Here is a 26,752-nt window from a genome sequence, read left to right as displayed (position 1 = left end):
GCCGCGGCCTTCGCGGCGGCCAGGTAGCCCGCCGTGGCGCCCAAGCCCAGCACGAGCGGGGCGACGTTGACGCGCAGGCCGGTGTTGATGTCGGACAGTTCGGCGGCCAGCGTCCGGCAGCGTTCGCACTCGTCGAGGTGGGCCTCGACCTGCGCGGTCTCCCGCTTGGACAGTCCGCCGCGCACCCACGAGCCGAGCCGGTCGGCGGTGGAGCGGCAGCGGTCGGCGGTGGTCTCGGCCAGGTGGACCTGCAGGTAGGCCTGGCGCAGGCCCTCGCGGGCGCGGTAGGCGAGCGCGGACACGCCGTTGGCGGTGAGCCCGAGCAGCGGGGCGACCTGGGCGGGCGACTGGCCTTCGATCTCGGTGTGCCACAGCACGGCCTGCCAGCGCTCGGGCAGCATCGAGAAGGCCTGCGCGGCGAGGCTGCGTTCGAGCCCGGCGACCGCGGTGTCGGTGAACGGGACGCTCACCGAGTCCGGGTTGACCCCGCTGACCTGGCTGACGTCGTCGGACAGCTCGACTTTCTTGTCGCGCCGGGTCTTGTCGTAGGCGGTGTGGCGCAGGGCGGTCAGCAGGTAGGCGCGGAAGGCCGAGTCGGGGCCGCGGCCCTGGCGCAGCGTGTCGAGGACCTTGGCGAACGCCTCGGAGACGAGGTCGTCGGCTTCGGCGGAGGACCGGGCCAGCTGACGGGCGAGGTTGCGCGCCGCGCCGACGTGCCGCTCATAGAGCGATCCGTAGGCCGAAACGGTCCCGGTGCGGACCGAATCGATCAGTTCGGCGTCGCTCGGGCCGTCGAGTTCAGCCGGGACGGTCGACACGGTCCTCCCTAATTCGCACTGCGCGCGAACAGCATCGCGACCAAGTGTGACGGATGAGTAGGGAACCGTCACCTCCTCACTCACGCGGGGGAGGGCCCCCGATTCCCCGGAATGGCGTCACGGAACGCTGTCGGTTGCGTTTCTTTCGTGGACCACCGAAGAAGGGACTCTCAGCGTGGCGGTACGAGAAGCGGGTTCACGGTGGCACCGTGGCGACGCGGACGGTACGGACCGCCGGCTCAGGGTCCTGCGGGCGCGCTGGCGCACCGCCAGTCTCGCCGCCGGGTGGAGGTTCCCGAACGACTGGGGAGTGCCGGAGGTGGACGAGGTCTGCGCGAGTGTCGTGACCGAGGCGGAGGTCGCGGGCGCCCTCGCCGAACTGGGCAGGGCCCGCGCCCGCTCGGGTGCCGGGCTCGAGGAAACCCTCACCGACCTGGCCGCCTTACACGCCGTGGTGACCAACCCGGCGGAGGTCGGCGGCCTGGTCGCCCCCGACCCCGACGCCACCCCCAGCAGGCTCTTGCGTGCCGTGGCGGTGGCCTGGGCCGACGCCACCCTCGGCGACCTGCGCGGCGTCGAGGCGGGCGAGTCGCTGACCGGGCCTGCCACGCAGGAGTACCTGCGGGTGCGGCTGGGCGAGCTGTACCGGCTGGGCAGGCGCAAGGGCTTCCACCCGGCCGACCGGTACGTGCTGCTCGTGGTCACCCTGGATTTGACGGAGGTCGCGGGCTGGCCGCGGCTGATGGCGATGATCCTCGTGGGTGACGTCCTGCGGTCGGTCTTCGACGGTGGTGAGACGTTGGCCGTGATCGGCCCGTCAGTCGCGGTGGTCCTCGCCGAACGCGATGGGGCGTTGCCCAAACGCACCTTCGAGGCCCGCACGCAGATCGCGGACCGCCTGGCCGTGGACCCCGACCTCCGCGCCGCCCGCCGCGCCGAAGTCCGCGTCGAACGCCTCCCGTGCTCCGAGGACGCCGCCCAAGCCCTCATCCACGCCGTCCGCCGCGCCTGACCCCGCGAGTCGTGGTGGTGGGTTGGGTGTGACCGGGGCGACCACTGATCCATGCGGTGCGCGGGTCTTGATCGCCGCCATGATTTGCTGTCGCCGTGACCGCCTCTGCCTTGGACGTCCGGCCGCGATCAGCCGCAGCGGTGTCGATCTTCCCCATCGTGTGTGTGGTCGCGGGCGTCGTCGGGTGGCTGCTCGGCTGGCATCTCGGGGTCGACAACGCGGTCTACCGGTCCGGCGCCGTCGCCCTGCTGCACGGCGAACCGCTCTACGACCTGCCCTTCCTCAGCGACGAACCGTCGTGGGCGCGGTTGCCGTTCACGTACCCGCCGACCGCGACGCTCATGTTCGTGCCGTTGGCGCTGGTGCCCACCCAGGTCGCCTGGGGGTTGCTCGGCGCGGTGTCGATCATGGGGATGGCGTGGGTCGTCAAGCTTTCCGTCGAAGCGCTGCCCAACCGTCCACAGTGGATGGACCCGGCCCGCGCCACCGCCGTGCTCGGGATCGTGCTGCTGGGCATCGAACCCGTGTGGCGCACCGTGTTTCTTGGTCAGATCAACCTCGTCCTCATGGCGCTGGTCGTGGTCGACATTCTCGTCGTGGGCGCCAAGAGCAACCGGTTCGGCGGCGTCCTGATCGGGGTCGCGGCGGCGATCAAGCTGACCCCGCTGATCTTCGTGCCGCACCTGATCGCGATCGGCCGCAAAGCCGACGCCGTCCGTGCGGTCGTGACCTTCTTCCTGTTGCAGGGCTTGATGTTCGTCCTCGTCCCGCACGACGTGTTCCAGTTCTGGGGCAACGCCGTGCGCGACCCGCAGCGCATCGGGCCGATCTACTGGGCGGGCAACCAGTCGATCAATGGCCTCCTTCTGCGGCTGACCGACAACGCCGACTGGACGCTGCGGGTGGCGCTGCCGATCGGCGCGCTGCTGGCCATCCCCTGCCTGGTGTGGGTGCGCAGGCTGCACTCGCAGAACCGCGCCCTGCCCGCGCTGCTGGTCACCGCGTTCCTCGGGCTGCTGGTGAGCCCGGTGTCGTGGTCGCACCACTGGGTGTGGGTCGTGCCGCTCGTCGTGTTCCTGCTCTCCCGGCTGCCCGACCGCGCGCCCACCTGGCGTGAGGCGGCGGACGTGGGCTCGGTCGTGCTGGTCTTCGCCAGCTGCGTGCTGCTGGCCATGCGCAACGGCAAGGCGATCGAGTTCGAGTGGACCCCGCTGGAGTACGTCGTCGGCAGCGCCTACCTGCTGGTCCCCCTCGTGGCGGGGGCGATTGTCCTGATCAGACACGTACGGCGTTAGGGTTCTCGGTCGTGGACTCACGTACCGGTTTCCCCGTCGTCGGGATGGTGGGCGGCGGGCAGTTGGCCCGGATGACCCATCAGGCGGCCGTCGCGCTCGGCCAGTCGCTGCACGTCCTGGCGGTCTCCGCCGATGAGCCCGCGCCCCTGGTGTCCCCCAACGTCACGCTGGGCCACCACACCGACCTCGACGCCCTGCGCTCCTTCGCTCAGGGCTGTGACGTGCTCACCTTCGACCACGAGCACGTGCCGACCGAGCACCTGCGCGCGCTGATCGCCGACGGCGTCACCGTGCGCCCCGGCCCGGACGCGCTCGTGCACGCCCAGGACAAGCTCGTCATGCGGCACAAGCTCGCCGAGCTGGGCCTGCCGATCCCCGCGTTCGCCGAGGTCACCTCGGTCGAGGACGTGGTCAAGTTCGGCACCCCCTGCGTCCTCAAGGCCGCCCGCGGCGGCTACGACGGCCGGGGCGTGTGGATGCTCGACTCCGATGCCGACGCCGCCGCGCTGGTCCCGGACCTGCTCGCCGCGGGCACGCCGCTGCTGGTCGAGGAGCGGGTCGTCCTGCGCCGCGAGCTGGCCGCGCTGGTCGCCCGCTCGCCGTTCGGCCAGGGCGCCTGCTGGCCGCTGGTCGAGACCGTGCAGGTCGACGGCATCTGCGTCGAGGTGCTCGCCCCCGCCCCCGAGCTGACCGAGGCCGACGCGCTCGCCGCGCAGGACCTCGCGCTGCGGATCGCCACCGAGCTCGACGTGGTCGGTGTGCTGGCCGTCGAGCTGTTCGAGACCGACGCCGGGATCGTCGTCAACGAGTTGGCCATGCGCCCGCACAACTCGGGCCACTGGACCATCGAGGGCGCCCGCACCTCGCAGTTCGAGCAGCACCTGCGCGCGGTCCTCGACTACCCGCTGGGCGACACCGACCCGCTCGCGCCCGCCGTCGTCATGGTCAACGTCCTGGGCGCGCCGCAAGCCCCGGCCATGGGCGCCGACGAACGCCTGCACCACCTCTTCGCGCGATACCGCGACGCGCACGTGCACTACTACGGCAAGCAGGAGCGCCCGGGCCGCAAGATCGGCCACGTGACGATGCTCGGCGAGTCGATGGAGGACGTGCGCACGCGCGCCAACCTGGCCGCGCACTGGCTCTCGCACGGCGAATGGCTCGACGGGTACGAGATCCACTAGGAGTGAATGTGTCTTCCACCCCCTTGGTCGGCGTCATCATGGGCAGCGACTCGGACTGGCCGGTGATGAAGCTCGCCGCCGAGGCGCTCGCCGAGTTCGACGTGCCCTACGAGGTCAGCGTCGTCTCCGCGCACCGCACCCCGCAGCGGATGCTCGACTACGCCCACTCCGCCGCGGAGCGCGGCCTGCGCACGATCATCGCCGGCGCGGGCGGCGCGGCCCACCTTCCGGGGATGGTCGCGTCCGCCACGGTCCTGCCGGTCATCGGGGTGCCCGTGCCGCTGAAGTACCTCGACGGGATGGACTCGCTGCTCTCGATCGTGCAGATGCCCGCGGGTATCCCGGTCGCGACTGTGTCGGTCGCGGGCGCCCGCAACGCGGGCCTGCTGGCCGTGCGCATCCTGGCCGCGGCCGACCCGGCGCTGCAGCAGCGGATCGCGACGTTCCAAGCGGACCTGGAGAAGCTGGTCCTGGAGAAGGACGCCGCCCTGCGCGCGTCGATCTAAGCCGTGTGTCGTCGGAGGAGGACCGGCTACCCTTGTCGTGACGACGCGGGAGGAGGTCGACGGTGACGGCGCTGCCTGACTGGATGGTCTTACGCCCCGAGGGGCTCAGCGCGGCGGACTATGAGGCGCTGCCAGAAGAGGTCTGTCGCCGTATCGAGGTCATCGATGGAGCCATTGTCGTGAACGCCGCCCCACGTCGCCCGCACCAGCGAGCCGCCCGCCGCCTGGCAAATGTGCTCGAAGAGGTTTGCGGCATGCGTTTCGCAGTCGATACCGACATCGATCTTCGATTGCGCGATGTCCCCCTGTTGAACCGACGTCCCGACATCGTCGTCTACGACCGGGCGCTCCCGGACGATGCCGTTTTGCGTCCCCAGCATTGCCTGCTGGTCGTCGAGATCATGTCCCCTGGATCAGTCACGACCGACCAGACCGACAAGCCTGCCGAGTACGCCGCATCCGCGATCCCGTATTTCTGGCGGGTCGAGAGTGCCGAAACGGACGAGCAGAAACTCACCGTCTTCCGGTATCGGCTCGATCCGACGACGAGAACCTACGCGGTGGCGGGTGTGGATACCGGCGCGCTGGTGGTCACTGATCCCTTCGACCTTTCTGTCGACCTCGCCGACCTGACCTGAGCGGTGGCCCCGCCCGCTCCCATCTAGGACGTATCAAGACGCGCGTGTGGCGCGGACGTTGTCCGTGCGGCGGCGAAATGCCCCGCACGGAGCAACTTGCGAAATCGAGGGCAACCGGAAACCGGTGTGCGCGTGACCTTGGCGAAGTCACCAACGCAACCGAAGCCGCGGGCACCGCGGCGGTTCCCGCACGCCCTGATCGGAAGTCAGCCATGGTCCGCGCCGCCCTCTCGATCCTGCTCGCCTGCACCGCCATCACGCTCACCCCGCTGACCGCCGTCGCGCAGTCCGAGCCGAAGCTGACGGTGGGCACGGACACGGGCAAGCCCGGTTCCAAGATCACCCTGAGCGCGGCGTGCGAGGCGGCACCTACCTGACCTCGTCCGCTTTGCACATCGTCAAGGACCAGATCGTCGGCCACAGCGCCGACCAGATCTTCATCAAGTACGCGGGCACAGTTCGCGACGTGCGACCCGGCCACTGCTCGCCCTCGGCGCGGGCGCGCTGGTCGCGGCCGGAGCCGCCGCGGTCCACCGTCGACGTCAGCGAGCCTGACCGACGGGGCCACCGCGGCCTTCCGCGCCTGGGGGTGCGCAAGGCCGCGTCGGCACGTTCGCTACGGCCGCATCTCGTACGCGCCGGACAGGCTCTCCACCTGCGACCAGACGTGGGCGAAGCGCTCGGCGTCGACGACCGGCTTGCGGATCTGGCCGACCGCCCACTGCTGCTGCGGCAGCGTCGTCGACGGCTTGCCGTGCAGGGCCACGGCGTAGCCGGAGAAGTCCCGCACGAAGGTGTCGAAGATCTGGTCGAGCACCAGCGGGTCCACCCCGGTCAGCTCGGCCTGCTCCAGGATCAGCTGCCCGTAGACGACCAGCGTGAACAGCTCGCCCAGGGTCAGCAGGAAGTCCAGGTCCTTCTGCTGCTCGGCCGACGGCGGCGCGGTCATCAGCAGCTCCGCGAGGCCCTCGGCCTGTAGGGCGAACCGCTCGACGTTGGGCACGTGCACGAACGTCCGGTACGCCTCGCGCCAGTCGTGGAACTGGACCTTGCCCAGGCCGCGGGCCGGGCCCTGGCGGAACAGGAACTCGTCGTCCGCGGCGTCGTGGCGGGTCGGGACCGGCGGGTACTCGGTGGGCGCGAACAGGTAGTTCGGCATGAATTTCAGGATCAGCGCCAGGTTCACCGCGACGGTGCCCTCGAGCTTCGGCAGCCCGCGGATGTCGGTCGCCGCGACCGTCAGGTAGCTGTCCGCCTCGAAGCTCTTCGCCGCGACCACCTCGGTCAGCAGCGCGATGATCTTCTCCGCCTCGGTCGTCGCCTTCATCTTGGTGACCGGGTTGAACAGCAGGTAGCGGCGGTCGTCCGGGTTCGCCGAGCGGAAGTAGTCGACCGCGCGGTCGCAGAACAGCTTCGACCCGACGAGGCGGGCGTACGCGTCGACGAACTGGGCCTTGACGTGCGGGAAGTCGGTCACCGGGTGGCCGTAGAGGATCCGGTTGTGCGCGTGCGTGATGGCCTCGTAGAACGCGTGCTCGGCGATGCCGATGCCGCCGAAGCACAGGTTGAACTTGCCGACGTTGACCGTGTTCAGCGCGGCGTCGAACGCGGCCGGGCCGGTGTGCAGGATGTCGTCGGCCGTCACCGGGTAGTCCTCGAGCCGGAACTCGGAGACGAAGATCTGCGACGGCACGACATTCTTCACCAGGTGGTAGTTCTCGTGTCTGCTGTCGGCGACGAAGAACACGTAGGCGTCCGGACCTTCGACGCCCTCGATGCGGCCGAACACGGAGACGACACCAGCGACGTTGCCATTGCCGATGTAGTACTTGCCGCCGGTGGCCCGGTAGCCGCCCTCGCCGTCCGGGGTGAGGACCATGTCGGTGGCGTAGATGTCGGCGCCGTGGTCCTTCTCGGACAGGCCGAACGCGCACACCCCGCCGTCGGCGAGCAGCTTGGCGGCGCGCTCGCGGGCGGCCGGGTTGGCGCTCTGCCACACCGGGCCGAGGCCGAGGATGGTCACCTGCCACGGGTACCAGTAGGACAACCCGTAGAAGCCCAGGATCTCCGACAGCGCGGCCACCCGGGCGGTGTCCCAGCGCTTGTCCGGGTCGCCCTTGGCGTCGGCCGCCGGGGTCAGCAGGGTCGCGAAGAGGTTCTCCTTGGCGGCGAACTCAAGGAAGTCCGCGTGGAACTCCTTCGCGTGGTACTTCTCGACGAGCGTCCGCTTGCCGCGCTGCTCGAACCAGTCGATTGTCGCGCGCAGCAACCTGCGGGTCTCCGCGTCGAAGTGTCGCGGGTCATAGTCCGAGGGGTTGAACAGCAGACTTGTCATAGGGGTCAAGTTACCCGGTGGTAACTTTGTTGGGAAGTCGTGCGGCAAGACACAAGGACATCCAAGTAAACGCGTACTAACATCGTTCGTGGACTCAACGATTTCCTGGAGGTAAGACGTGGACGCGGGCTTCGGTCTCTACCAGCTCGGCGACGAGCACAACGCGCTGCGCGAGGCCGTGCGCGACCTGGCCGAGAAGGAGATCGCTCCGCACGCGGCGGACGTCGACGAGAACGAGCGGTACCCGATCGAGGCGCAGAAGGCGCTGACCAAGGCCGGTTTCGCCGCCCCGCACATCCCGGAGGCCTACGACGGCCAGGGCGCGGACTCGGTCGCGACGAACATCGTCATCGAGGAAGTCGCCCGCGTGTGCGCGTCCTCGTCGCTGATTCCCGCGGTCAACAAGCTCGGCACCATGAACCTGATCCTCGGTGGGTCCGAGGAGCTCAAGAAGATCGTCCTCCCGTCGATCGCCGCCGGCGAGATGGCCTCGTACGCCCTCTCGGAGCGCGAGGCGGGTTCGGACACCGCGTCGATGCGCACCCGCGGACGCCTCGATGGCGACCACTGGGTCCTCAACGGCACGAAGTGCTGGATCACCAACGCGGGCGAGTCCAGCTGGTACACGGTCATGGCCGTCACCGACCCGAACGCCGACCGCCCGGCCAACGGCATCTCCGCGTTCATGGTCCACAAGGACGACCCGGGCTTCGTCGTGGGGCCGAAGGAGCGCAAGCTCGGCATCAAGGGCTCGCCCACCCGCGAGATCTACTTCGAGAACTGCGCCATCCCGGAGAACCGGATCATCGGCGACCCGGGTCAGGGCCTCAAGCTGGCGTTCAAGACCCTGGACCACACGCGCCACTCCATCGGCGCCCAGGCCCTCGGCATCGCCCAGGGCGCACTGGACGCGTCGATCGCCTACGTGCGTGACCGCAAGCAGTTCGGCAAGGCCATCGCCGAATTCCAGGGCGTCCAGTTCATGATCGCCGACATGGCGATGAAGATCGAGGCTGCCCGCCACCTCGTCTACGCCGCCGCCGCCAAGGTCGAACGCGGCGAGCCCGACGCTTCGTTTGCGTCGAGCGCCGCCAAGACCTTCGCCTCGGACACCGCCATGTCGGTCACCACCGATGCCGTCCAGCTCTTCGGCGGCGCGGGCTACACCCGCGACTTCCCCGTCGAACGCATGATGCGCGACGCGAAGATCACGCAGATCTACGAGGGCACCAACCAGATCCAGCGCATGGTGATGGCGCGACAGCTGCTGAAGGGCTGAGTCGGGGCGATCGCGGGCGGAACGGCCTCTCGTCGATGACGTGCCTGGCGCGCTCGTAAAAGTCCGGCAGCATGTGCGCGTAGATCGACAGTGTGAACCCCTGGGTTGTGGTGCCCGAGGTACTCCGACAGCTCTTTGATCGACACACCGCCTGCCAGCATTACGGACGCGCGTAGTGGTGCCGCGGTTGGTGTGTGCCCTCCTTGCCGGTCGTCTGGTACCGGAGACGACGCCGGTTGTCCTTCTTCGGCTCGGGGATGACCTTCGCCTTGACGAGTGCCGGGCTTCCGCACGGTCTCCGAGTATGACCGTGCTTTGACGCAGCGGCGGCGTGTATGAGGCGCGCGGGTCCGCGCACGAAGGCGCGGTTGCGGCGACGCTGCCGTTGTTCACGGGTCAACCCAATCCATGACATTGCTCGTCGCCCATGAGACGCCATCGTGAAGCTGATCCACCTCGCGACCGAGTCCGCCAAGACCGGCTGCCCGAGCCTGTTCGCCACTGATCGGGGGACCTACGTCGTTCAGGGCTGGAAGATCGCAGATGATGAGGCCCTGGCCGAACTGCGTCGCCGTGGCATGCCCGATCACGAGACCGCGGTGGAGATCCCAGCGGCGCTGGTCCAGCACTTCACACAGGGCTGATGGGCTGGGTCAACCGGGCCGGGTTTCAAGCGCTGTTCGACGCCTCCCGTCGGTCGGTGTGGCGGCTGGAGACCCGCGACGAGTACCACGAGCCCGACGAGGCGGAGCCGCTGCGCCGGTTCCTCGCTGGTGAGCCATCCGACCTGGAGTGGATCGCCGACTTCTACGACTGGGTTCATGCCGCGACCCTGGCGGGGAAGCGGTTCGAGAGAGTCCGGGTCATTGCCGATCCGCCGACTGACTATCAGCGGTTCCTTGTGTCGTTCACGCCCGCCGCGGTCGCGAAGGGAGAAGACATCCGCCTGATCGACGCTGACCGGGCGGCAGCTCTGCACCTCGGTGGTGACTTCTGGATGTTCGATGATCACCTGGTGGCGGTCATGCAGTTCGGTGACAAGGGTGTCACCGGAGCCGAGGTGATCACCGACTCGGTCGCCGTCGAGCGCTACCGTGCCATCCGACAGCGGGCATGGGCCGCGGCGACCCCGTTCCCCGAATGGGTATGCGGCGAACATCCACCACCGAGGAACGCGTGAGCACCACCTTCGAGAAGCGGCGGATCGAGTTCGGCGACCAACTGGCCCATCTGAGGCAGGTCGCCGGACTCGCCGCGAAGGACTTCGCCGCCCAACTCGGCTGGCAACCATCCAAGGTCAGCAAGATCGAGAACGGGCGACAGATGCCGTCCGACGACGATCTCGTCACCTGGCTGTCCGCGCTCGACTGCTCAAGCGACATCGTCGAGACCATGCGCGATCGGCTCCGCGAGTTGCGCATCATGAACGCGGCGTGGCGCCGCCAGTTACGTGCAGGCCACCGCACCCGGCAGGAACAGGACGCCCGCGAGGAACACTCGGCCACCACGATCCGCGCTGTCGACATCATGGCGGTGCCGGGCCTGCTCCAGACCGCAGACTACGCCCGTGCCATCTTCGCCACCCAAGCCAGTCTCCTGGACATCCCGGTCGGCGACATCGACGACGCGGTCCGGGCGAGGATGCTCCGTCAGCAGATCCTCTATGAACCCGGCCGCACCATCGAGATCCTGCTCGCCGAGTCCGCTCTCGGCATGCCCGTCTGCGACGCCGCCGCGATGCGCGCCCAGATCGACCGGCTCAACAGCGCCGTCGGTCTGCCCGCCGTCCGGTTCGGCGTCCTGCCCATGCACGTCCAGTACCCGCACCTGTTGCCGAATGGGTACTGGATCGTCGATGACGAGGTGTTCGTCGAGCAAGTGTCCGGCGAACTGCGCATCGACGACGCCGAGCAGGTCGCCGTGTACAACCGGCTCACCGAACGCCTGTGGCCGCTCGCCGTCGTCGATGACCAGGCCCGCGCGTTGCTGGCCGCCCACGCCGATCGGTGGACGGCAGGCAACAGGCCCTAGTCGCACCAGATGCGCCGGGGCCGCCTCCTTGACCCGCACGGGTCGACCCGCAGGTCAGCGAATGCCGGCGCGTGGAACACGCAGATCCATGAGGGCTCCAACCAGATCCAGCGCACATCCAAGCCAAGACGGCGCCCACCGCCGACAAAGGACCCCGAAACCAGACGCAGTCACAACCGGCCCAGACTTAGGACCGAACCTGTCCGGAAGGTCTTCTATCGTTTCCAGTAACAGGCAAACGAGGAAAGGCCAACGAGATGACCACCGCCCAGACCACCCCGATCCTGACCGGCGAGCGCGCGGACCTGCTGCAGACGCTGGCCAAGCACCGGGGCTTCCTGCTGTTCACGGTTCAGAACATCACCGAAGAGCAGGCCAGGCTGCGGACCACGGTCAGTGAGCTGACGCTCGGTGGGCTGATCAAGCACGTCGCCGAGGTCGAGGAGAAGTGGGCACGGTTCATGGTCGACGGCCCGGCCGCGATGGCCGGTGGGGGCGAGGACTGGGCGAACGGGCACCGGTTGGTCGACGGGCAGACCCTGGCCGACCAGGTGGCGAGGTACCAGGAGGTCGCCCGCAAGACCGACGAGCTGGTCGCGTCGCTGCCGGATCTGGACGCCTCGCAGCCGCTGCCGGAGGCGCCGTGGTTCGAGCAGGGTGCGCGGTGGTCGGCGCGGCGGGTGTTGCTGCACATCATCGCGGAGACCTCGCAGCACGCGGGGCACGCGGACATCATTCGTGAGGCGCTGGACGGGCAGAAGAGCATGGGCTGACACCCGCGAGTCGCCCCGTCCGGCAAGTGAGTCGCGCGGGGGTGGACGGGGGTGCGCTGGGGGATGAGACTAGGGGTGTGACGGAGACCAGGTTCGGCAGCTGCACTCTCTGTGAGGCGCTCTGCGGTCTGGAGTTCCAAGTGGACTCCGGGCGGGTGCTCTCGATCAAGGGTGACCGGCTTGACCCGCTGTCGCGGGGGCACATCTGTCCTAAAGGTGTTGCTCTCCAAGACATTCATGAGGGTGAGCGGCTGCGGACGCCGGTCAGGAAGACGGCCGGTGGGTGGGAAGAGATCGCTTGGGGAGACGCCTTCGACTTGGTCGTGGAGCGGTTGGCCGCCATCAGGAACGAGCACGGGCGCAACGCGGTCGGGGTTTATCTCGGGAATCCGACCGTGCACAGCCTTGGCGCCCTGACCCACGGCACGACGTTCCTGTCCCTGCTGCGCACCCGCAACCGGTTCTCCGCCACCTCGGTCGACCAGTTGCCGCACCAGCTTGTCGCGTCGCTGATGTTCGGGCACCAGTTCCTGATTCCCATCCCGGACCTCGACCGCACCGACTTCTTCCTGGTCATCGGTGCGAACCCGATGGTGTCCAACGGAAGCATCATGACCGTGCCCGACTTCGCCCGCCGCCGGGCGGAGTTGCGGGAGCGGGGTGGGCGGATGGTTGTGGTCGACCCGCGTCGGACCGAAACAGCGAAGATCGCGGACGAGCACCACTTCATCCGGCCGGGCACCGATGCCGCGATGCTGCTGGCGATGGTGAAAGTCGTGCTGGAGAAAGTGGAAGGGTTCGACGAGGTTCGGGACATCGTCGAGCCGGTCACCGTGGAGTGGGCGGAATCCGTCACGGGCGTCAGGGGAATCCGCGAGCTGGCGCAGGATTTCCAGGCGGCGGACACCGCGGTCGCCTACGGCCGGACGGGTGTGTCGACCCAGGCCCATGGCGCGGTGTGCCAGTGGGCGATCCAGGTCCTCAACGTGATCACCGGAAACCTCGACCGGCCCGGCGGCGCGATGTTCACCAAGCCCGCCGTGGACTTGCTGCGGCTTACCAGCCCTGGCGGGCGGGACCGTTGGCGCAGCTCGGTACGGGGACTGTCGGAGTTCGCCGGGGAACTGCCGGTGGCCGCGCTCGCCGAGGAGATCGGCGGGATACGGGCCATGGTGGTGTCCGCGGGCAACCCGGTCCTGTCCACTCCGGACGGCAAGAAGCTCGGCGAAGCCTTGGCCACCCTCGACTTCATGGTCGCCATCGACCCGAAGATCAACGAAACCACCCGGCACGCTGACATCATCCTGCCGCCGACCACCGCGCTGGAACGCGACCACTATGACTTGGTCTTCCACGCCCTCGCCGTCCGCAACACCGCGAAGTTCTCGCCCGCGCTGTTCCCCAAGCCCGCGAACGCCCGGCACGACTGGGAGATCTTCCGGGAGCTTGGCCTGCGGTACGCGAAACGCTTCCGGGACAAGTGGTTCAAGGCGCAGCTGCTGCGGCTCTCGCCGACCCGGATCGTCGATCTGTTGCTGCGCACCGGATCACGCCGACTCTCACTGGGCAAGCTGAGGAAACACCCGCACGGCATCGACCTCGGCCCGCTCACCCCACGCGGACTGGAGAAGATCGAGATCGCACCCGAGTTCCTCGCCGACGCCGCCCGCGACGTCGTGAGGATGCCGGTGCCGCACGGTCTTCTCCTCATCGGACGCAGGCACCTGCGGGCCAACAACTCGTGGATGAACGACATTCCCCGCCTGACCAAAGGCAAGGCGCGCAACCACTTGCTCATGCACCCCGACGACATGAAAGAACACGGCCTCAGCGACGGCGACTCCGTCACAGTCCGGTCCGCCGCGGGCGAGGTGACTGTCGAGGTCACCGCCACCGACGACATCATGCCCGGCGTCGTCAGCCTGCCGCATGGTTACGCGGACGCCAGCGCCAACGACCTGACCGACCCCGCGGTGCTCGACGTGAGCGGGAACGCCGTCCTCAACGGCGTTCCCGTCACCGTGTCAGCGGCCTGAGATCATCCGGTTCGACACGATCCGCACGAGCGGCTGGTAGAACGAGCCGAAGATCCGCGGCAGCGCGTCCATCGCGTACGCGTCCGCGCCGATGAGGATGCGAGCCCGGTCGCGCTTGACGCCGTTGAGGATTGTGCGGGCCGCCCGCTCCGGGGAAGTCATCGCGACCTTGTCCAGCGCCTTCACGAAAGCGGCGGCGTCGTCCGGGTTGGACACTCGCCCGTTGCGGGCGATGTTGGTCTTGATCCCGCCCGGGTGCACGCACGACACCCCGACCTTGGTCCCCTCGATCCGCATTTCCTGCCGCAGCGCCTCGGTGAAGCCGCGCACCGCGAACTTCGCCGCGTTGTACGCGCTCTGCGTCGGCACGCCGATCAGCCCGAACACGCTGGAGACATTCACCAGGTGCCCGCGCGAGGCGACCAGGTGCGGCAGGAACGCGCGCGAACCGTGGGCGACGCCCCAGAAGTCGACGTCCATGATCCAGTGCATGTCCTCGTCGGACATCTGCGCGACCGTGCCCTGCAGCGCCACGCCCGCGTTGTTGATGACCAGGTCGACCTTGCCGAAGTCGGCGGCGACCTGCTCGGCGTGGGCATAGATGGCGTCGCGGTCGGCGACGTCGAGCTTGTACTTGCGAACCTCGCCGCCCGCCAGAGTCGCGGTTTCCGCCAGCCCGGCCACGTCGATGTCGGAGGCGGCGACCTTGGCGCCCTCGGCGACCAGGGCGACGACGAGCGCGCGGCCGATGCCGGAACCCGCGCCGGTGACCACTGCGACCTTGCCCGCGAACGACCTCACCGCTGCCTCCCGAAGCTGTCTACTTTCGAGTAACTTACTTGAAGTAAGTTAGCTGGGCAAGGGCCTCGTCGACCGACTCCGCCGGGTCGACCACCGGAAACTGGACCGCCCGCACGGTCCGCGCCGGGTCGACGATGAGCGTCGCCCGCTTGAACCGGTCGACCCCAGCCGCCCGGAAGGTGGGCAGTCGCAGTCCTGCCGCCAATGCCAGGTCCTCGTCGGAGAGCAGCGCGAAAGGCAGGTCGACGTGCTCGGCGAACGCCCGCAGCTGATCCGGCCGCTGGGTGCTCACACCGTGGACTGCGGCCCCGATCCGGTCGAAGTCGGCGAACCGGTCGCGATACGTTGTCGATTCCAAGGTGCACCCCGTCGCGCCCGGTATGTCGGCCCAGCCTGGGGGATAGCCCTGGCCGCCGGGCGCGAAGGCGCCCGGGAAGCAGTAGAGGACCGCCCAGCCGCCCCGGGCGGGATCCACCTGCTCGCCGCGGTCCGACGTCAGCGTCAGCGCCGGGATCTTGCGGCCCACCAGGCCGTGCACCCGAGCGGCCTCCGCCGAGGTGGGTGTGGTGGTCGCGGTGAGCGAGCCGTCGCCGGTGACGTGCCGGGTGCCCCAGTCCTGCAGGGCGATCAACACCGGCAGCAGCCCGAGGCCCGCGTCGGACAGGTGGTACTCGAACCGCGGCGGGTGCTGGGAGTACTGCCGCCGCTCGACGACTCCGTGCTCCACCAACGCTTTGAGTCGCTCGGTCAGCGTCTTGCGGCTGACCGACAGTTCACGCTGCAAGGCGTCGAACCGGGTGACGCCGCCCGCGATGTCGCGCACGACAAGGAGCGTCCACCAGTCGCCCACCACGCTGAGCGCCTGGGCGATCGCGCAGTCGGCGTCGGAGAGCTCGGTGTACTTCATACCCCTCGTTTCGCGGATGCTGGCACCACTATAGTGCGTTCCGAATAGGAACTCACTAGTTGGGGGTGCGGGTGTTCTGGCGATATTGGTCGGCCATGACGATCAGTAACATGGGCACGGCGGTGACGACGGCGGCCCTGCCGCTGGTCGCGGTGAGCACGATGGGCGCCTCGGCGTTCGAGGTCAGCCTCATCACGGGCGCGTCGTACCTGGCGTGGCTGCTGATCGGCCTGCCGTCGGGGGTGATCGTGCAGCGCCTGCCGTTGCGCGAGACGCAGGTGGCGATGGACCTGATCCGGGCGGTGGCGATCGGCTCGATCCCGGTGGCGTGGTGGCTGGACCGGCTGACTCTGACCCACCTCATCGTGACCGCCCTGGTGATCAGTCTGGCCAACGTGCTCTTCGACGTCGGCAGCGCGACCTTCCTGCCCTCGATCGTCAGCCGCGACGAGCTGACCGCCCGCAACAGCCTGGTCTCCGGCACGCACTCGGTCACCAGCCTCGGCGGACCCAGCCTGGCCGGGGTCGTCGTCCAACTGCTCGGCGCCGTGCCCACCCTGCTCATCGACGCGGTCAGTTTCCTGACCTCCGCGGTCCTGCTTCGAGGTCTGCCCAAGGCGGACGCCCCGCGCGTCGAGGACCGGCCGGACATGGCGGCGATGATCCGCGAAGGCTGGCGGTTCGTGGTCGGCCACCCGGTCATGCGGCCCTGCATGTTCGCCGCGACGTCGAGCAACTTCGCCAACGGCGCGCTGATGGCACTCATCCCGGTGTTCCTGGTCCGGGACCTGTTGGCCTCACCGGTGCTCGTGGGTCTGCTCATCGCCGCCGACGGGGTCGGTAGCCTGCTCGGCGCCGCGCTCGCCCCGTGGCTGATCAGCCGGGTGGGCAGCGCCAAGGCGATCATCGCCGGCTCCGCGGGCGGCGCCGTGCTGGCTCTGCTGATGCCGCTGGGCGCCGGCGTCTGGGGAATGGTGCTCTTCGCGCTGGGCAACATCGGGTTCGGCGCGGGAACGGTGGTCTTCAGCATCGGCGCCCGGACCCACCGTCAGGTCGCCAGCCCGCCTGAGCTGCTGCCCAGGGTCATCGCGACCGTGCGGTTTGTCTCGTGGGGCGCTATCCCGGTCGGCGCGCTCGCGGGCGGGGTGGTCGCCACCCTGACCGACACGCGCACCGCGCTGGTCGTGTTCTGCGGAATGACCTTGCTGGACCCGGCGTTGCTGTGGTTCAGCAAGGTTCGTCACCTGCGCGAGCTGGCCGACGAGCCGGTGCCCGCCTGACGCGCTGGGGGTGTGTCAGGCGGGCAGGTCGAAGGTGGTCCGCTCGGCTGAGCGGTGGGCGGCGAGACGGCTGGGGTCGGCGTTGCTGACCTGGACGATCGAGCCGCCCACCGCCAGCGGTGCGACCAGCGCCGCGAGCAGCCCGGCGGGCATCGCCCACTCCCGCGTGCACAGAACCCGGGCTCCCGCACCGTATTCGGCGCCGATCCGGCGCGCCGCCGCCAGCACCTCGTCCACAGTGGACCCCATCAGCGCGGGCGTCGATCCGTCCACAGTGGATCCGAAGTAGTCATCGCCGAACATCCGGGCCTCACCGACGAAGTCGGTCACCCCCTCGCTCGACCCGCCCAGGTCGCGCCCCATCGGGTCCAGCGACACCGCCGCGACCGCACCTTCCCCGGTCTCGCCGGGCGCGACGAACGTCACCACCGGGTCCTCGTCGGTGATGTGCGCGCCGCACCACCCCGCGCCCAGCAGGATGCCCGCCGTCTGCCAGTGCGCGGGCAGCCGCACCGACACCGGGGTGCCCGGCTCGACGTCGTGCTCCTCGACCAGCCAGTTCGCCGTCTTCGCCGCCCAGTTCGTCACCGTCGCCACCGACAACTCGACCCGACTGCCCACCGCGTCGTCGTAGTGGGTGATCAGCGGCTTCGCCGAGGCGGCACGCAGCGGGCGCAGCAGAAGGTCGGTCAGGCTCACGGGAAACGTCTCCGGTCAGTCGATGCAGTTCGGCGCCGCGGGCGCGGTGCGCCGCGGTGCGGGTGCGCCGAAGTCGAGCAGGCGGCCCCCGCCAAGGTTCTCACCGACGGCCGAGGGCTGCGCGGGGGCGGGCGGCGGGTTGGCCGTGGCCAGGCCGCTGATGTAGGCGTGCACGGCGGCGAGGTCGACGGTGATGATGCTCTGCCCCCGGTCGTTGCGCGCGCCCACGCCGGTCACCGGGATCGTCACGAACTCCACCGCGCCCGACGCCAGCGCCTGCGCCTGGTTCACCAGGTCGAGGAAGTGCAGGCCCGGGTCCATGACCACGGTCTTGGCCACCGCGCCCTCCAGCGCGGTGAGCCTGCCGGGGTCGCGGAGTGTGCCGCCGCTGAGCACCTTGTTCATCGCCGCGGCCAGGAAGGTCTGTTGGCGCACGATCCGGTCGAGGTCGCCGCGCGGCAGACCCTTGCGCTGCCGGACGAACGCCACCGCGTCGCCGCCGCGCACGGTCTGCGGGCCTTTGCGGAAGTTCGCGCCGGAGTCCGGGTCGCTCGTCGAGTGGTTCAGGCAGACGTCGACGCCGTCGATGGCCTCGGTGAGCAGGTAGAACCCGTAGAGGGTGACCTCGACGTAGTGGTCGATCCGCACCCCGGTGAGGCCCTGCACGGTCTGCACCAGCGCGGTGCGGCCCGCGTTGTCGGACTCGCGTTCGATCTTCTCCCGGTCGCCCTCGCCCGCGTCGACCATGCGCTGCGCGTGCCGGGCCTTGATGACCCCGTACGCGCCGTTGATCTTCTCTTCGCGGTGGTCCGGGACCTTCACGTAGGTGTCGCGCGGGATCGAGATGGCGAAGCTCTTGCCGCCGTTGCGCGGCAGCCGCAACACGATCAGGGTGTCGGTGTTGATGGTGTCCGTCGCCTCGGTGCGCAACTCGCGCAGCACCTGCGCGGACAGTGGACGGCCCTTGAGGTCGGTCCGGGTGTCGTTGCCGACGACCAGGATGTCGTTGGCGCCGTCGTCAGCGGAGGGGGCGTCCGGCCCGGCGCCCGCGGCCGCGATCGCGTCGGTCGTGTTGACGCTCTCCTGCAGCGCGTCGACCCGGGACCACACCAGACCCGTCGCCACCAGCGCCGTGACCGACACCAGACTGAGCGCTGTCCTGCCGACCACCAGCCACGGCCGCAGCCGTGTCCGTTCCGTCACTTTGTGTCCCCCATCGACCGTGCCTGCGCCGGGTCACAGCCTAGTCGGGCACGCAGCGTGATGACCCCTAATTCACGCAGTTGAGGCCGCCTGCCCCGATCTTCGGTGGCGGTGTGGTCGCCGGTGTGCTCGACGGGCCTGCCGATCCGGTCGTCGTGGGCTGCAGCCGCAGCATCGGCGACTGCCGGAGCGAGTCGCCCACCTGGTAGCTGGTGCCGAGCACGACCCGCACGCGGCGGGGGCTCAGCGTCCGGTCCTCCTCGAACACGAATGGACCCGCCAGCACCGCCGCGATGCTCTTGGCCGTCGCGAGCTCACCCGTCGGGTACCGGATGACCGAGCCGATCTGCTGCGGGTTGTCGCCCACCTGGCCGCGAGAGAAACCGCGCTCGATCAGCTCGTCGAGTACCTCGGTGGCCAGGCCCTTGGTGTTCGACCCGTTGCGCACGTCGACGATGACGCCCCTGGCCGACGACGGCGCCGCCGACGTGCTCTCCGGGAACGGGTCGCTGCTGCTCGGGATCGTGGTTTTCGTCGGCTTGGCGGAAGTCGGCCGGGTCGGGCCGCCGGTGTACCGCTCGACGAACTCGTGCACCTGCGCCGGATCGACCTTGATGACGTCGGCGCCGCCGATCTTGGCCGGGCCCTGGTTGGGGATCGTGTGGAACTCGATGTTCCCGCCGCTGAGGCCCTGCATCTGCGAGGCGAACTGCGACAGGTTCCAGTTCTTCGACAGCACCACCGAACGCTGCACCGCGCCGAGGAGGTCGCGCACCCGCGACGGGTTGGTGAGCATGTCCGCCGACAGCACCCGGTCGGCCAGGGCGGCGAGGAACACCTGCTGGCGGACGATCCGGTCGAGGTCGCCGTTGGGCAACTCGTAGCGCTGCCGCACGAACGACAGCGCCTCCTTGCCGGAGATGACCTGGCGGCCCGCGGCGAAGTTGGCCCCGGACCTGGGTTCGCTGACCGCGTTGTTCAGGCACACCTCGACGCCGCCGATGGCCTTGGTGACCTCGTAGAAGCTCGCGAGGTTGACCTCGGCGTACCGGTCGATGGAGACCGCGTTGCCGGCCAGCCGCTCGATGGTGGAAATGAGGTTCTTGCGGCCGATGACGGTCGCCTTGGTCTCCAGTTCCTTGGGATCGGTGACCCCTTGCTCGCTCAGCGTCTTGCGCGCGTCGGTGTACGCGTAGACGAACGCGGAGTTGAGCTTGTGCTTGCCGAACCCCTCGCCGATGTCCACCCAGGAGTCGCGCGGGAAGGAGAAGGCGATCGCGCGCCTGCCGTCGACCGGGATGTGCACCAGGATCATCGTGTCGGTGTTGCGCTCACCGTCGACCTTGCCGCCGTTGAGGAGCTGCAGCACTTCCTTCGGCAGCGGGTTGCCGTAGGCGTCGGTGCGGCTGTCCATGCCGACCAGGAGCATGTCGATGGCGCCGTCGAGCGGCGTGGGCTGGTTGCCGACCTTCTCGGCGATGACGTCGGTGGTGACGGTGTTGTCGTCGACGTCGCCGATGGTCCACCAGCCGTACCCCATCGCGGCCAGCACAGCCATCGAGGTCAGCAGCGCGAGGGTCCGGCCGACGATCGTGCCGAACCTTAACCAGGGGCCGGGGGCTTGGGCGTCGTCGGACTCGGCGGCAGGCGCCACCGCGGTCTCCACGCCCCCTTGCGCACGCTCGGTCACGAGCCGCCCTCCCCAAACCATCCCGTCCATCCTCAGATTACCCAGAGGCCACCCGGATGGCTCTTGGCCCTCGCGTCGATTACCCGCACGAGTGGGCGCTCATGCCGTTTCTCATGACAGACTCGGCACCGTTCGGGCGACGTAGCGACAGGGAGCGACATGCGGGTGCTGGTCACGGGTGGTGCCGGATTCATCGGGTCGCATTACGTGCGGCAGGCGCTGTCCGGGGCCTACCCGACACTGGTCGACGCCGAGGTCGTCGTCCTCGACAAGCTGACCTACGCGGGCAACCGCGCGAACCTCGCCCCCGTCGCCGACAGTGACCGGCTACGCTTCGTCCACGGCGACATCTGCGACCAACAGCTGGTCGCCGAGACGATGGCCGGGGTCGACCTGGTCGTCCACTTCGCCGCCGAGTCCCATGTCGACCGGTCGATCGCCGGGTCCGGGGAGTTCGTCCGCACCAACGTGCTGGGCACTCAGACGCTGCTGCAGGCGGCGCTGGAGGCGGAGGTCGGCCGGTTCGTCCACGTGTCCACCGACGAGGTGTACGGGTCGATCGACGAGGGCTCCTGGCCGGAGACCCACCCGCTGGAGCCGAATTCGCCGTACTCGGCGTCGAAGGCGTCCTCGGACCTGCTGGCCCGCTCCTACTTCCGCACCCATGGGCTGCCGGTGTGCGTCACCCGGTGCTCCAACAACTACGGGCCGTACCAGTTCCCCGAGAAGGTCATCCCGCTGTTCACCACAAACCTGCTGGACGGCAAGAAGATCCCGCTCTACGGCGACGGCCTCAACGTGCGCGACTGGCTGCACGTCGACGACCACTGCCACGGCATCCAGCTCGTCGCCGGCGGCGGCAGGCCGGGCGAGATCTACAACATCGGCGGCGGCACCGAGCTGACCAACCGCGAGCTGACCGCCCTGCTGCTGGAGGCGACCGGCGCGGACGACTCGTTCGTGCAGCCGGTCATCGACCGCAAGGCCCACGACCGGCGCTACTCGGTCGACATCACCAAGATCACCGAGGAACTCGGCTACCAGCCGCGGGTTCCGTTCGCCGAGGGCCTGGCCGCGACCGTGCGGTGGTATTCGGAGAACCGCGGCTGGTGGGAACCGCTGAAGGCCGGAGGCTGAGCGTGGCTCTGGAACTTCTCGTGCCCGGCGGGGCCGGGCAGCTTGGCGCCGAGATCGCCGCGCTGGCAAGCGACTCCGTGTTCGTGAGCGCCCCCGGCTCGGCGACGCTCGACGTCACCAGCACCGGCGGGGTCATCCGGGCGGTCGCCGAACTGGCCGACCGGGCCCGCGCCGAGGGGCGCAAGCCTGTGGTGATCAACGCGGCGGCGTACACGGCGGTCGACAAGGCCGAGAGCGACCACGCCCGGGCTGTCGCGGTCAACGCCGACGGCCCTCGGGTGCTCGCCGCCGCCTGCACTTCGCGTGGGGTGCCGTTGATTCATGTGTCCACTGACTATGTCTTTCCCGGTGACGGGACTGAACCGTATGAAGTGGACAGTTCGACGCGGCCGCAGTCGGTGTACGGGATCACCAAGCTCGCCGGTGAGGACGCGGTGCTGGCCTCCGGGGCGCGGGCTTGGGTGGTGCGCACGTCGTGGGTGTACGGGGCGCACGGCAACAACTTCGTGAAGACGATGGTTCGTCTCGAAGGGCAGCGCGCGACGTTGTCCGTTGTGGACGATCAGGTGGGTTCGCCTACGTGGACCGGGGATCTGGCTCGGGGCCTGGTCGAGTTGGCAGGCAAGATCGCCGCTGGGGACGCGCCCGCGGGACGGGTGTTGCACTGCACGGGGGCGGGCACGGTCACGTGGTGTGGGTTCGCTCGGGCGGTGTTCGAGGAACTTGGGGCTGATCCGGCTCGGGTTCAGCCCTGTACGACGGCTGAGTATCCGACTCCGGCCAAGCGGCCTGCCTATTCGGTGCTTTCCGCCGCGTCGTGGGTTTCGGCTGGGCTTGCGCCGATGCCGCCGTGGCGGGAGTCGTTGGGGCGGGCGTTCAAGGAGAATGCCGCGGCTTTCAAGCAGTAGCCGGGCGCATTCGGCTGCTGGGTGCCTTTTCGTTTCGTGGGTTCTGGGCTTGCGCCTTGGTTCTCGCCTACGTGGACTGGTATGCGGCGATGGTCAGTTCTGCGCACCTTCGCCAGGTGTGTGCGGCGGCGTGGGTGCGGCGGGCTGACATGACGGCGGGGGATGGTCGGTTTTCCAGTGCGGCGGTGAGGGCTACTGCCATTGCTTCCTTGTCCCCGAAGGGAACCAAGGTGGCGTGGCCGCCCGACACCTCACGTAGTGCGGGGACGTCTGAGCACACCACCGGCACGTCGCAGGCCATGGCTTCCAGCACCGGGAGGCCGAAACCCTCGTCACGTGACGGCAGCACCAGCGCACTGGCTCCCGCCACCACGCCGCGCAGGTCCACTTCGGACAGATACCCGGTGGAGATGACTCGCTCCGATCCGACCGCGTGGCCTGGGCCCGCCAACACCAGCGGCGGCAGTGACGGTGTGGCCGCGTGGGCGTCCAGTAGCCAGCTCAACGCCTTTCGGGGGCCTGCCGCGCCGACGAAGAGCAGGTATTGCGATGGCAGGCCGACTCGTTCGACCAGGGACTCGTTCGGTGGTCGGGCGGCGAACCACTGTGGGTCGACGCCCAGCGGGGTGACGCGCACCTTCGAGTCCGAGACGCCCAGGCGTTCGACCACGCGTTCGGCGACTGCCTTGGTCGGGGTGCAAATGACGTGTGCGCGCCGTGCGGAGAGTTGGACCAGTTCCGGGAGTTCGGCGTCGCTTGGCGGCAGGTCGCCGGGGTAGTCCAGGAATGCCAGGTCGTGGATGGTGAGCACGCCCGCCGCGCGGAAGGCCGCCGGGAGGACGAAGTTGGTGCCGTGCACGACATCGGTGAGTCCGGCGAACAGTTCGACCGGGGGAAACGAACCCCGCAGCCAAGCCTTGCGCAGCAGGCGGGCGGGGACCGGCATCCCCCGGGCCTGGGAGCCGTGGGGCAGGACGTGGCGCAGCTTGCGCCAGCCGCGCAGGGTGAAGGCCACCGCGCGCATGTCGACGTCCGGGGACGACGCCAGTTCCTCGGCCAGTGCGGCGGTGTAGCGTCCGATGCCGGTGCGTGAGCCGAGCAGCGGCGTGCCGTCGATGAGGACCCTGATCGGTCTGTCAGCCATCTCCGCGACCTCCGCGTCCGGCCATGCGCTCACGGGCGACCCGGCGGACCCGGCCCGCCGCCCGGCGGGCCAGCTCGGTCGCGCCGCCGCCGTCGAGGTACTCGCGGACCAGGGCCAAGTCGCGGCGAACCGTGCCCGCCGCGCCCAGGGCGGGTTTGCGCACCAGGGGTTCCGAGCCCGGCAGCCGGTCGGTCGCCGGACGCGGGTTTCGGCAGAAGGCGGTCAGCGGGGCCAGCACGTTCTCCCAGGTGAACCGATCGCGCACGGCGGCGATCCGGTCCTGGCAGGCGGCGGCGAACTCGGCGTCGTAGAGCACCCGCTCCAAGGCGTCGGCCAGTGCGTCGGTGTCCTCGGCGGGGACCACCACGCCCAGCTTCTCCAGTCGCACCAGGTCGGCGAACGCGTCACCGTCGGTGGTGACGATCGGCAGGCCCGCCCACAGGTAGTCGAGCACCCTGGTGCGGAAAGCGAACGTGGTCTCGACGTGCTCGTAGTGCGTGGTGACACCGCAGTCGGCGTCGAGCAGCCAGTCCTGCCGCTGCTCGTAGGGCACCCAGGTCTCGTTGAAGAACACGTGCCTGCCGGTCAGGTCAAGCTGCCCGGAGAGCGCGCGCACCCGGGCGCCTATGTCCATCTCCGGCACCTCGGGGTTGGGGTGCTTCATGCCCAGGAACATCAGCCGCACCTCCGGGCGCCGCCGGGCGAGCACGTCGATCGCGCTGACCAGGGTCAGCGGGTCGAACCAGCTGTAGACCCCGCCCGCCCAGAGCACGACCTTGTCGCCATCGGCGATCCCCGGGATCGCGCCCTTCATCGGCGCCCGGCTCTGCTGTGGCGGCTTGCCGGACAGTCCGAACGGGACGACGTCGAGCAGCGAACGCAGCGTCGGGTCGCTGTCGTAGAGCGCGGGGGTGAGCCTGCCGAGGGCAAGCAGGTGGCCCAGCCAGAAGTGCCGCTGCCGCTCGGAGGCGCAGATGAAGAAGTCGCCGCGGTCGAGCTGGTTGTTCATCACCTTGGTGACGCCGACGAGATCGAGTTCGCGCTGCTCGGCGATCTCATCCTTGCCCTGCTCCAGCAGCTCCAGGTGCATCGGGTCGTAGACGTCGCAGATGACGATCTTGCTGGAGTCGGGTTTCTTCAGCGACGGCGCCAGTTCCATCGCGTGGCCCTGCAGGATCACCACGTCGGCCCACGCCACGTGCGACTCCAGGTCGCGGCGCTTCGACTGCACGACCGGGAACGGCGCGGGCGGCGGGGCGCACACCGGGTTGACCGTGACCAGTCGGACCTCGTGCTCGGCCGACAGCACATCGGCCATGTTCCACGCGCGGATCGCCGGGCCCGCCATCCGCTCGGACACGGCGTCGCCGGTGATCACCAGGATCCGCCTGCGCGCGCCGAACGCCTGCTCCAGCCCGAACGCCTCGACGATCGCCTCGTGCGCGGCGAGGTAGCGCGGCAGCGGGTACGCGGGCTCCATCGCCTTTCGCATCAGGGGAACCAGGTCGGCGTCCGAGCGGACCCTGGCGGCCTGCTCGACCGCGCGGGAAGCGGCCAGCGCGGGCAGCATCTCGACGAACTGGTCGATCGCCAGCATCCCGGCCAGCGCTGTCCGGGCGATGGGGACGGTGTCGGAGCCGTCACCTTCGCCGCGGCGGGTGATCTCCAACTGGGTCGGGTCGATCTCGCCGCGCGCGGTCGCCCGGCGCACCGACAGCGCCAGCGCGCCGGGCAGCGCCTTGGCCAGGGTGGCGTCGGAGAGGTTCTTGTAGAGCGCCGCCAACGCGTTGCGCTCCAGCAGGTACAGCTCGCGGGACTGGTCCTTGGTGTCCACTTCGGACATGGCGGCGTGGTGGCGGTGGTAGGCCAGCGACGTGGGCTCGTAGCGCACCCGCCAGCCACGCAGATTCAGCCGCCAGCCGAGGTCGACGTCCTCGTAGAACATGAAGAAGCTCTCGTCGAACCCGCCGAGTTCGCGGTACACGCCCGCGCGGACGAACATCGCCGAGCCGGTGGCGAACAGGACGTCACGCGGATCGTCGTGGCTGCCGTCGTCGGGCGTGCCCGCGTGGCGCTTGTAGCCCATGCCGAACCAGGTGAGGCCCGCGTCGACGAAGTCGATGTTCGCGCCGTCCCAGTCGAGGACCTTGCTGGCCACGGCGGCGACGTCGGGCTGCTCGGTGAGCACCCGCACGGCCGCGCGCGCCCACTGCGGGTCGGGCCGGGCGTCGTTGTTCAGGAAGGCCAGGACGGAGCCCTTGGCGTGGGCGACCCCGAGGTTGCAGCCGCCCGCGAAGCCGAGGTTGTCCGGAGCCTCGATCAACTCGACGCCGTCGACGGCGCGGATCTTCTCGACGCTGCCGTCCCCCGAGGCGTTGTCCACGCAGATGATCTGCAGCCGGTCGGCTGGATAGTCGAGGTCCGACTTCAGCGACCGCAGGCAGGTCAGGGTGTCGTCGGCTCCCCGGTAGTTGACGAGTACGACCGACAGTATGGGCAAGGCCCCCTCCGCCACGCTGTCTCCTCCCTGGTTGCTCCTGGGGACAGGGTGCCTTATCGGGGTGCCTTCATGTCGCCCGACTGGCGAACTGGTGCCGCCAGACCCGCGATCGGGTGGCGCGGTCGGTGTCGATCTTGTGGCGGGCGGCGATCGTCCGCGGCAGCCGGGCCGCCACCTGGCCCAGGACACGCAGCCGCAGACCCACCCGGAAGTTGTCCTCCCGGCCGACGTTTCGCCTGGTCGGAAGCACCGCGGTGAGCAGGGCGAACCGAGCGAGCTGGGTCAGCGCGACGCTCATCGGCGCACAGCGCAACAGGGTGAGCAAGCGATTGCGCTCGTTCCACAGATGGAACTGGGCCGAGCCGGGCGCGGTGCTCGCGCCGTGCAGGTGGGTGACATCGGCCTCAACCGGCACGATCGACCAGCCCGCCAGCCGCAGCCGCCACGAGGTGTCGGTGTCCTCGTAGTAGCAGAAGAAGTCGCCGGGCACCCCGCCGACGGCGGCCAGCGCGTCCGTTCGGAGCAGCGCGGCGCCGCCGCAGACGCCGAAGACCGGACCGGCGACCGCGTCCGCGC

Annotated in this window: 25 protein-coding genes; 15 read left to right on the top strand and 10 right to left on the bottom strand. The window is 69.4% G+C overall.

The window, feature by feature from the left end; genetic code table 11:
- On the bottom strand, positions 1–818 hold an 818-nt coding region (locus ACRDSQ_RS16320; protein ID WP_431422112.1), incomplete at its 3' end, for a sigma-70 family RNA polymerase sigma factor.
- A 319-nt stretch (positions 819–1,137) separates the two neighbouring features.
- Here ACRDSQ_RS16320 and ACRDSQ_RS16315 point away from each other — a divergent pair.
- The 6 genes from ACRDSQ_RS16315 to ACRDSQ_RS16290 all read left to right on the top strand — a co-directional run bounded on the left by ACRDSQ_RS16315 (position 1,138) and on the right by ACRDSQ_RS16290 (position 5,830).
- On the top strand, positions 1,138–1,830 hold the full coding sequence (locus tag ACRDSQ_RS16315; RefSeq protein ID WP_431422110.1) for a GGDEF domain-containing protein: 693 nt from the start codon (positions 1,138–1,140) through the stop codon (positions 1,828–1,830).
- Between the two features lie 95 nt (positions 1,831–1,925).
- The gene (locus ACRDSQ_RS16310; RefSeq protein ID WP_431422108.1) at positions 1,926–3,125 is read left to right on the top strand and encodes a glycosyltransferase 87 family protein; all 1,200 of its coding nucleotides are present in this window, start codon (positions 1,926–1,928) and stop codon (positions 3,123–3,125) included.
- Between the two features lie 11 nt (positions 3,126–3,136).
- Positions 3,137–4,309 (top strand): 5-(carboxyamino)imidazole ribonucleotide synthase, encoded by a 1,173-nt coding sequence (locus ACRDSQ_RS16305; RefSeq protein ID WP_431422106.1) that lies wholly within the window; start codon positions 3,137–3,139, stop codon positions 4,307–4,309.
- A gap of 38 nt (positions 4,310–4,347) precedes the next feature.
- Positions 4,348–4,815, top strand: a complete 468-nt coding sequence (purE, locus tag ACRDSQ_RS16300; protein ID WP_431422115.1) for a 5-(carboxyamino)imidazole ribonucleotide mutase — start codon at positions 4,348–4,350, stop codon at positions 4,813–4,815.
- Positions 4,816–4,877: 62 nt separating this feature from the next.
- The gene (locus ACRDSQ_RS16295) at positions 4,878–5,453 is read left to right on the top strand and encodes a Uma2 family endonuclease (protein ID WP_431422105.1); all 576 of its coding nucleotides are present in this window, start codon (positions 4,878–4,880) and stop codon (positions 5,451–5,453) included.
- A gap of 212 nt (positions 5,454–5,665) precedes the next feature.
- Positions 5,666–5,830 (top strand): hypothetical protein, encoded by a 165-nt coding sequence (locus ACRDSQ_RS16290; RefSeq protein ID WP_431422103.1) that lies wholly within the window; start codon positions 5,666–5,668, stop codon positions 5,828–5,830.
- Between the two features lie 239 nt (positions 5,831–6,069).
- Here the strand turns inward: ACRDSQ_RS16290 and ACRDSQ_RS16285 are convergent, their stop codons facing one another.
- Positions 6,070–7,788 carry an acyl-CoA dehydrogenase family protein gene (locus ACRDSQ_RS16285; protein ID WP_431422101.1) on the bottom strand — a complete coding sequence of 573 codons (1,719 nt, stop codon included), beginning with the start codon at positions 7,786–7,788 and terminating at the stop codon, positions 6,070–6,072.
- Between the two features lie 118 nt (positions 7,789–7,906).
- Here ACRDSQ_RS16285 and ACRDSQ_RS16280 point away from each other — a divergent pair, with 118 nt between their 5' ends.
- From ACRDSQ_RS16280 to ACRDSQ_RS16255, 6 genes are all read left to right on the top strand, one after another.
- Positions 7,907–9,067, top strand: a complete 1,161-nt coding sequence (locus ACRDSQ_RS16280; protein WP_431422100.1) for an acyl-CoA dehydrogenase family protein — start codon at positions 7,907–7,909, stop codon at positions 9,065–9,067.
- A 440-nt stretch (positions 9,068–9,507) separates the two neighbouring features.
- Positions 9,508–9,711 (top strand): hypothetical protein, encoded by a 204-nt coding sequence (locus ACRDSQ_RS16275; RefSeq protein WP_431422098.1) that lies wholly within the window; start codon positions 9,508–9,510, stop codon positions 9,709–9,711.
- A complete protein-coding gene (locus ACRDSQ_RS16270) occupies positions 9,711–10,247 on the top strand; it encodes a DUF6879 family protein (protein ID WP_431422097.1) in 537 nt (178 codons plus the stop codon). Before ACRDSQ_RS16275 ends, ACRDSQ_RS16270 begins: the two co-directional genes overlap by 1 nt.
- Positions 10,244–11,098: a helix-turn-helix domain-containing protein gene (locus ACRDSQ_RS16265; protein ID WP_431422096.1), complete on the top strand. Its 855-nt coding sequence runs from the start codon at positions 10,244–10,246 to the stop codon at positions 11,096–11,098. The genes ACRDSQ_RS16270 and ACRDSQ_RS16265 overlap by 4 nt, the downstream gene beginning before the upstream one ends.
- 257 nt (positions 11,099–11,355) lie before the next feature.
- Complete coding sequence (locus ACRDSQ_RS16260; RefSeq protein ID WP_431422094.1) at positions 11,356–11,871, top strand: DinB family protein; 516 nt, start codon at positions 11,356–11,358, stop codon at positions 11,869–11,871.
- Between the two features lie 77 nt (positions 11,872–11,948).
- Positions 11,949–13,907 carry a molybdopterin-dependent oxidoreductase gene (locus ACRDSQ_RS16255; RefSeq protein ID WP_431422093.1) on the top strand — a complete coding sequence of 653 codons (1,959 nt, stop codon included), beginning with the start codon at positions 11,949–11,951 and terminating at the stop codon, positions 13,905–13,907.
- On the opposite strand, the gene ACRDSQ_RS16250 is transcribed toward ACRDSQ_RS16255, so the two are convergent.
- The gene (locus tag ACRDSQ_RS16250; protein WP_431422091.1) at positions 13,896–14,708 is read right to left on the bottom strand and encodes an SDR family NAD(P)-dependent oxidoreductase; all 813 of its coding nucleotides are present in this window, start codon (positions 14,706–14,708) and stop codon (positions 13,896–13,898) included. The genes ACRDSQ_RS16255 and ACRDSQ_RS16250 overlap by 12 nt on opposite strands.
- 34 nt (positions 14,709–14,742) lie before the next feature.
- Positions 14,743–15,615, bottom strand: a complete 873-nt coding sequence (locus ACRDSQ_RS16245; protein ID WP_431422089.1) for a winged helix-turn-helix transcriptional regulator — start codon at positions 15,613–15,615, stop codon at positions 14,743–14,745.
- A gap of 65 nt (positions 15,616–15,680) precedes the next feature.
- On the opposite strand from ACRDSQ_RS16245, the gene ACRDSQ_RS16240 reads away from it, so the two are divergent.
- Positions 15,681–16,895 carry an MFS transporter gene (locus ACRDSQ_RS16240; RefSeq protein WP_431422113.1) on the top strand — a complete coding sequence of 405 codons (1,215 nt, stop codon included), beginning with the start codon at positions 15,681–15,683 and terminating at the stop codon, positions 16,893–16,895.
- Positions 16,896–16,910: 15 nt separating this feature from the next.
- Here the strand turns inward: ACRDSQ_RS16240 and ACRDSQ_RS16235 are convergent, their stop codons facing one another.
- The 3 genes from ACRDSQ_RS16235 to ACRDSQ_RS16225 all read right to left on the bottom strand — a co-directional run bounded on the left by ACRDSQ_RS16235 (position 16,911) and on the right by ACRDSQ_RS16225 (position 20,487).
- On the bottom strand, positions 16,911–17,594 hold the full coding sequence (locus ACRDSQ_RS16235) for a TIGR03089 family protein (protein ID WP_431422087.1): 684 nt from the start codon (positions 17,592–17,594) through the stop codon (positions 16,911–16,913).
- Positions 17,595–17,609: 15 nt separating this feature from the next.
- Positions 17,610–18,797, bottom strand: a complete 1,188-nt coding sequence (locus ACRDSQ_RS16230) for an LCP family protein (protein ID WP_431422086.1) — start codon at positions 18,795–18,797, stop codon at positions 17,610–17,612.
- 67 nt (positions 18,798–18,864) lie between these two features.
- Entirely contained in the window at positions 18,865–20,487 is a 1,623-nt protein-coding gene (locus tag ACRDSQ_RS16225) for an LCP family protein (RefSeq protein ID WP_431422084.1), read from the bottom strand.
- Between the two features lie 159 nt (positions 20,488–20,646).
- Here ACRDSQ_RS16225 and rfbB point away from each other — a divergent pair, with 159 nt between their 5' ends.
- Together rfbB and rfbD are read left to right on the top strand one after the other, a co-directional pair.
- Positions 20,647–21,624, top strand: coding sequence for a dTDP-glucose 4,6-dehydratase (gene rfbB / locus ACRDSQ_RS16220; protein WP_431422082.1), 978 nt, complete (start codon positions 20,647–20,649; stop codon positions 21,622–21,624).
- A gap of 2 nt (positions 21,625–21,626) precedes the next feature.
- A complete protein-coding gene (gene rfbD / locus ACRDSQ_RS16215; RefSeq protein WP_431422080.1) occupies positions 21,627–22,532 on the top strand; it encodes a dTDP-4-dehydrorhamnose reductase in 906 nt (301 codons plus the stop codon).
- 67 nt (positions 22,533–22,599) lie between these two features.
- Here rfbD and ACRDSQ_RS16210 read toward each other — a convergent pair whose 3' ends face one another.
- The 3 genes from ACRDSQ_RS16210 to ACRDSQ_RS16200 all read right to left on the bottom strand — a co-directional run.
- Complete coding sequence (locus ACRDSQ_RS16210; protein WP_431422079.1) at positions 22,600–23,676, bottom strand: glycosyltransferase family 4 protein; 1,077 nt, start codon at positions 23,674–23,676, stop codon at positions 22,600–22,602.
- Positions 23,669–26,191, bottom strand: a complete 2,523-nt coding sequence (locus tag ACRDSQ_RS16205) for a glycosyltransferase (protein WP_431422078.1) — start codon at positions 26,189–26,191, stop codon at positions 23,669–23,671. The genes ACRDSQ_RS16210 and ACRDSQ_RS16205 overlap by 8 nt, the downstream gene beginning before the upstream one ends.
- A 52-nt stretch (positions 26,192–26,243) precedes the next feature.
- On the bottom strand, positions 26,244–26,752 hold a 509-nt coding region (locus ACRDSQ_RS16200), incomplete at its 5' end, for a glycosyltransferase family 2 protein (protein WP_431422077.1).

The sequence above is a fragment of the Actinokineospora sp. genome (assembly GCF_050699995.1).
Classification (GTDB): Bacteria; Actinomycetota; Actinomycetes; order Mycobacteriales; family Pseudonocardiaceae; genus Actinokineospora.
This window is presented reverse-complemented; position numbering and strand designations above follow the sequence as displayed.

Bases quoted from the DNA above. Each gene is read 5' to 3' on its own strand.
- ACRDSQ_RS16270 (WP_431422097.1), top strand. From the start codon at position 9,711: ATGGGCTGGGTCAACCGGGCCGGGTTTCAAGCGCTGTTCGACGCCTCC.
- ACRDSQ_RS16290 (WP_431422103.1), top strand. From the start codon at position 5,666: ATGGTCCGCGCCGCCCTCTCGATCCTGCTCGCCTGCACCGCCATCACG.
- purE (WP_431422115.1), top strand. From the start codon at position 4,348: ATGGGCAGCGACTCGGACTGGCCGGTGATGAAGCTCGCCGCCGAGGCG.
- ACRDSQ_RS16210 (WP_431422079.1), bottom strand. From the start codon at position 23,676: ATGGCTGACAGACCGATCAGGGTCCTCATCGACGGCACGCCGCTGCTC.
- ACRDSQ_RS16260 (WP_431422094.1), top strand. From the start codon at position 11,356: ATGACCACCGCCCAGACCACCCCGATCCTGACCGGCGAGCGCGCGGAC.
- ACRDSQ_RS16245 (WP_431422089.1), bottom strand. From the start codon at position 15,615: ATGAAGTACACCGAGCTCTCCGACGCCGACTGCGCGATCGCCCAGGCG.
- rfbB (WP_431422082.1), top strand. From the start codon at position 20,647: ATGCGGGTGCTGGTCACGGGTGGTGCCGGATTCATCGGGTCGCATTAC.
- ACRDSQ_RS16285 (WP_431422101.1), bottom strand. From the start codon at position 7,788: ATGACAAGTCTGCTGTTCAACCCCTCGGACTATGACCCGCGACACTTC.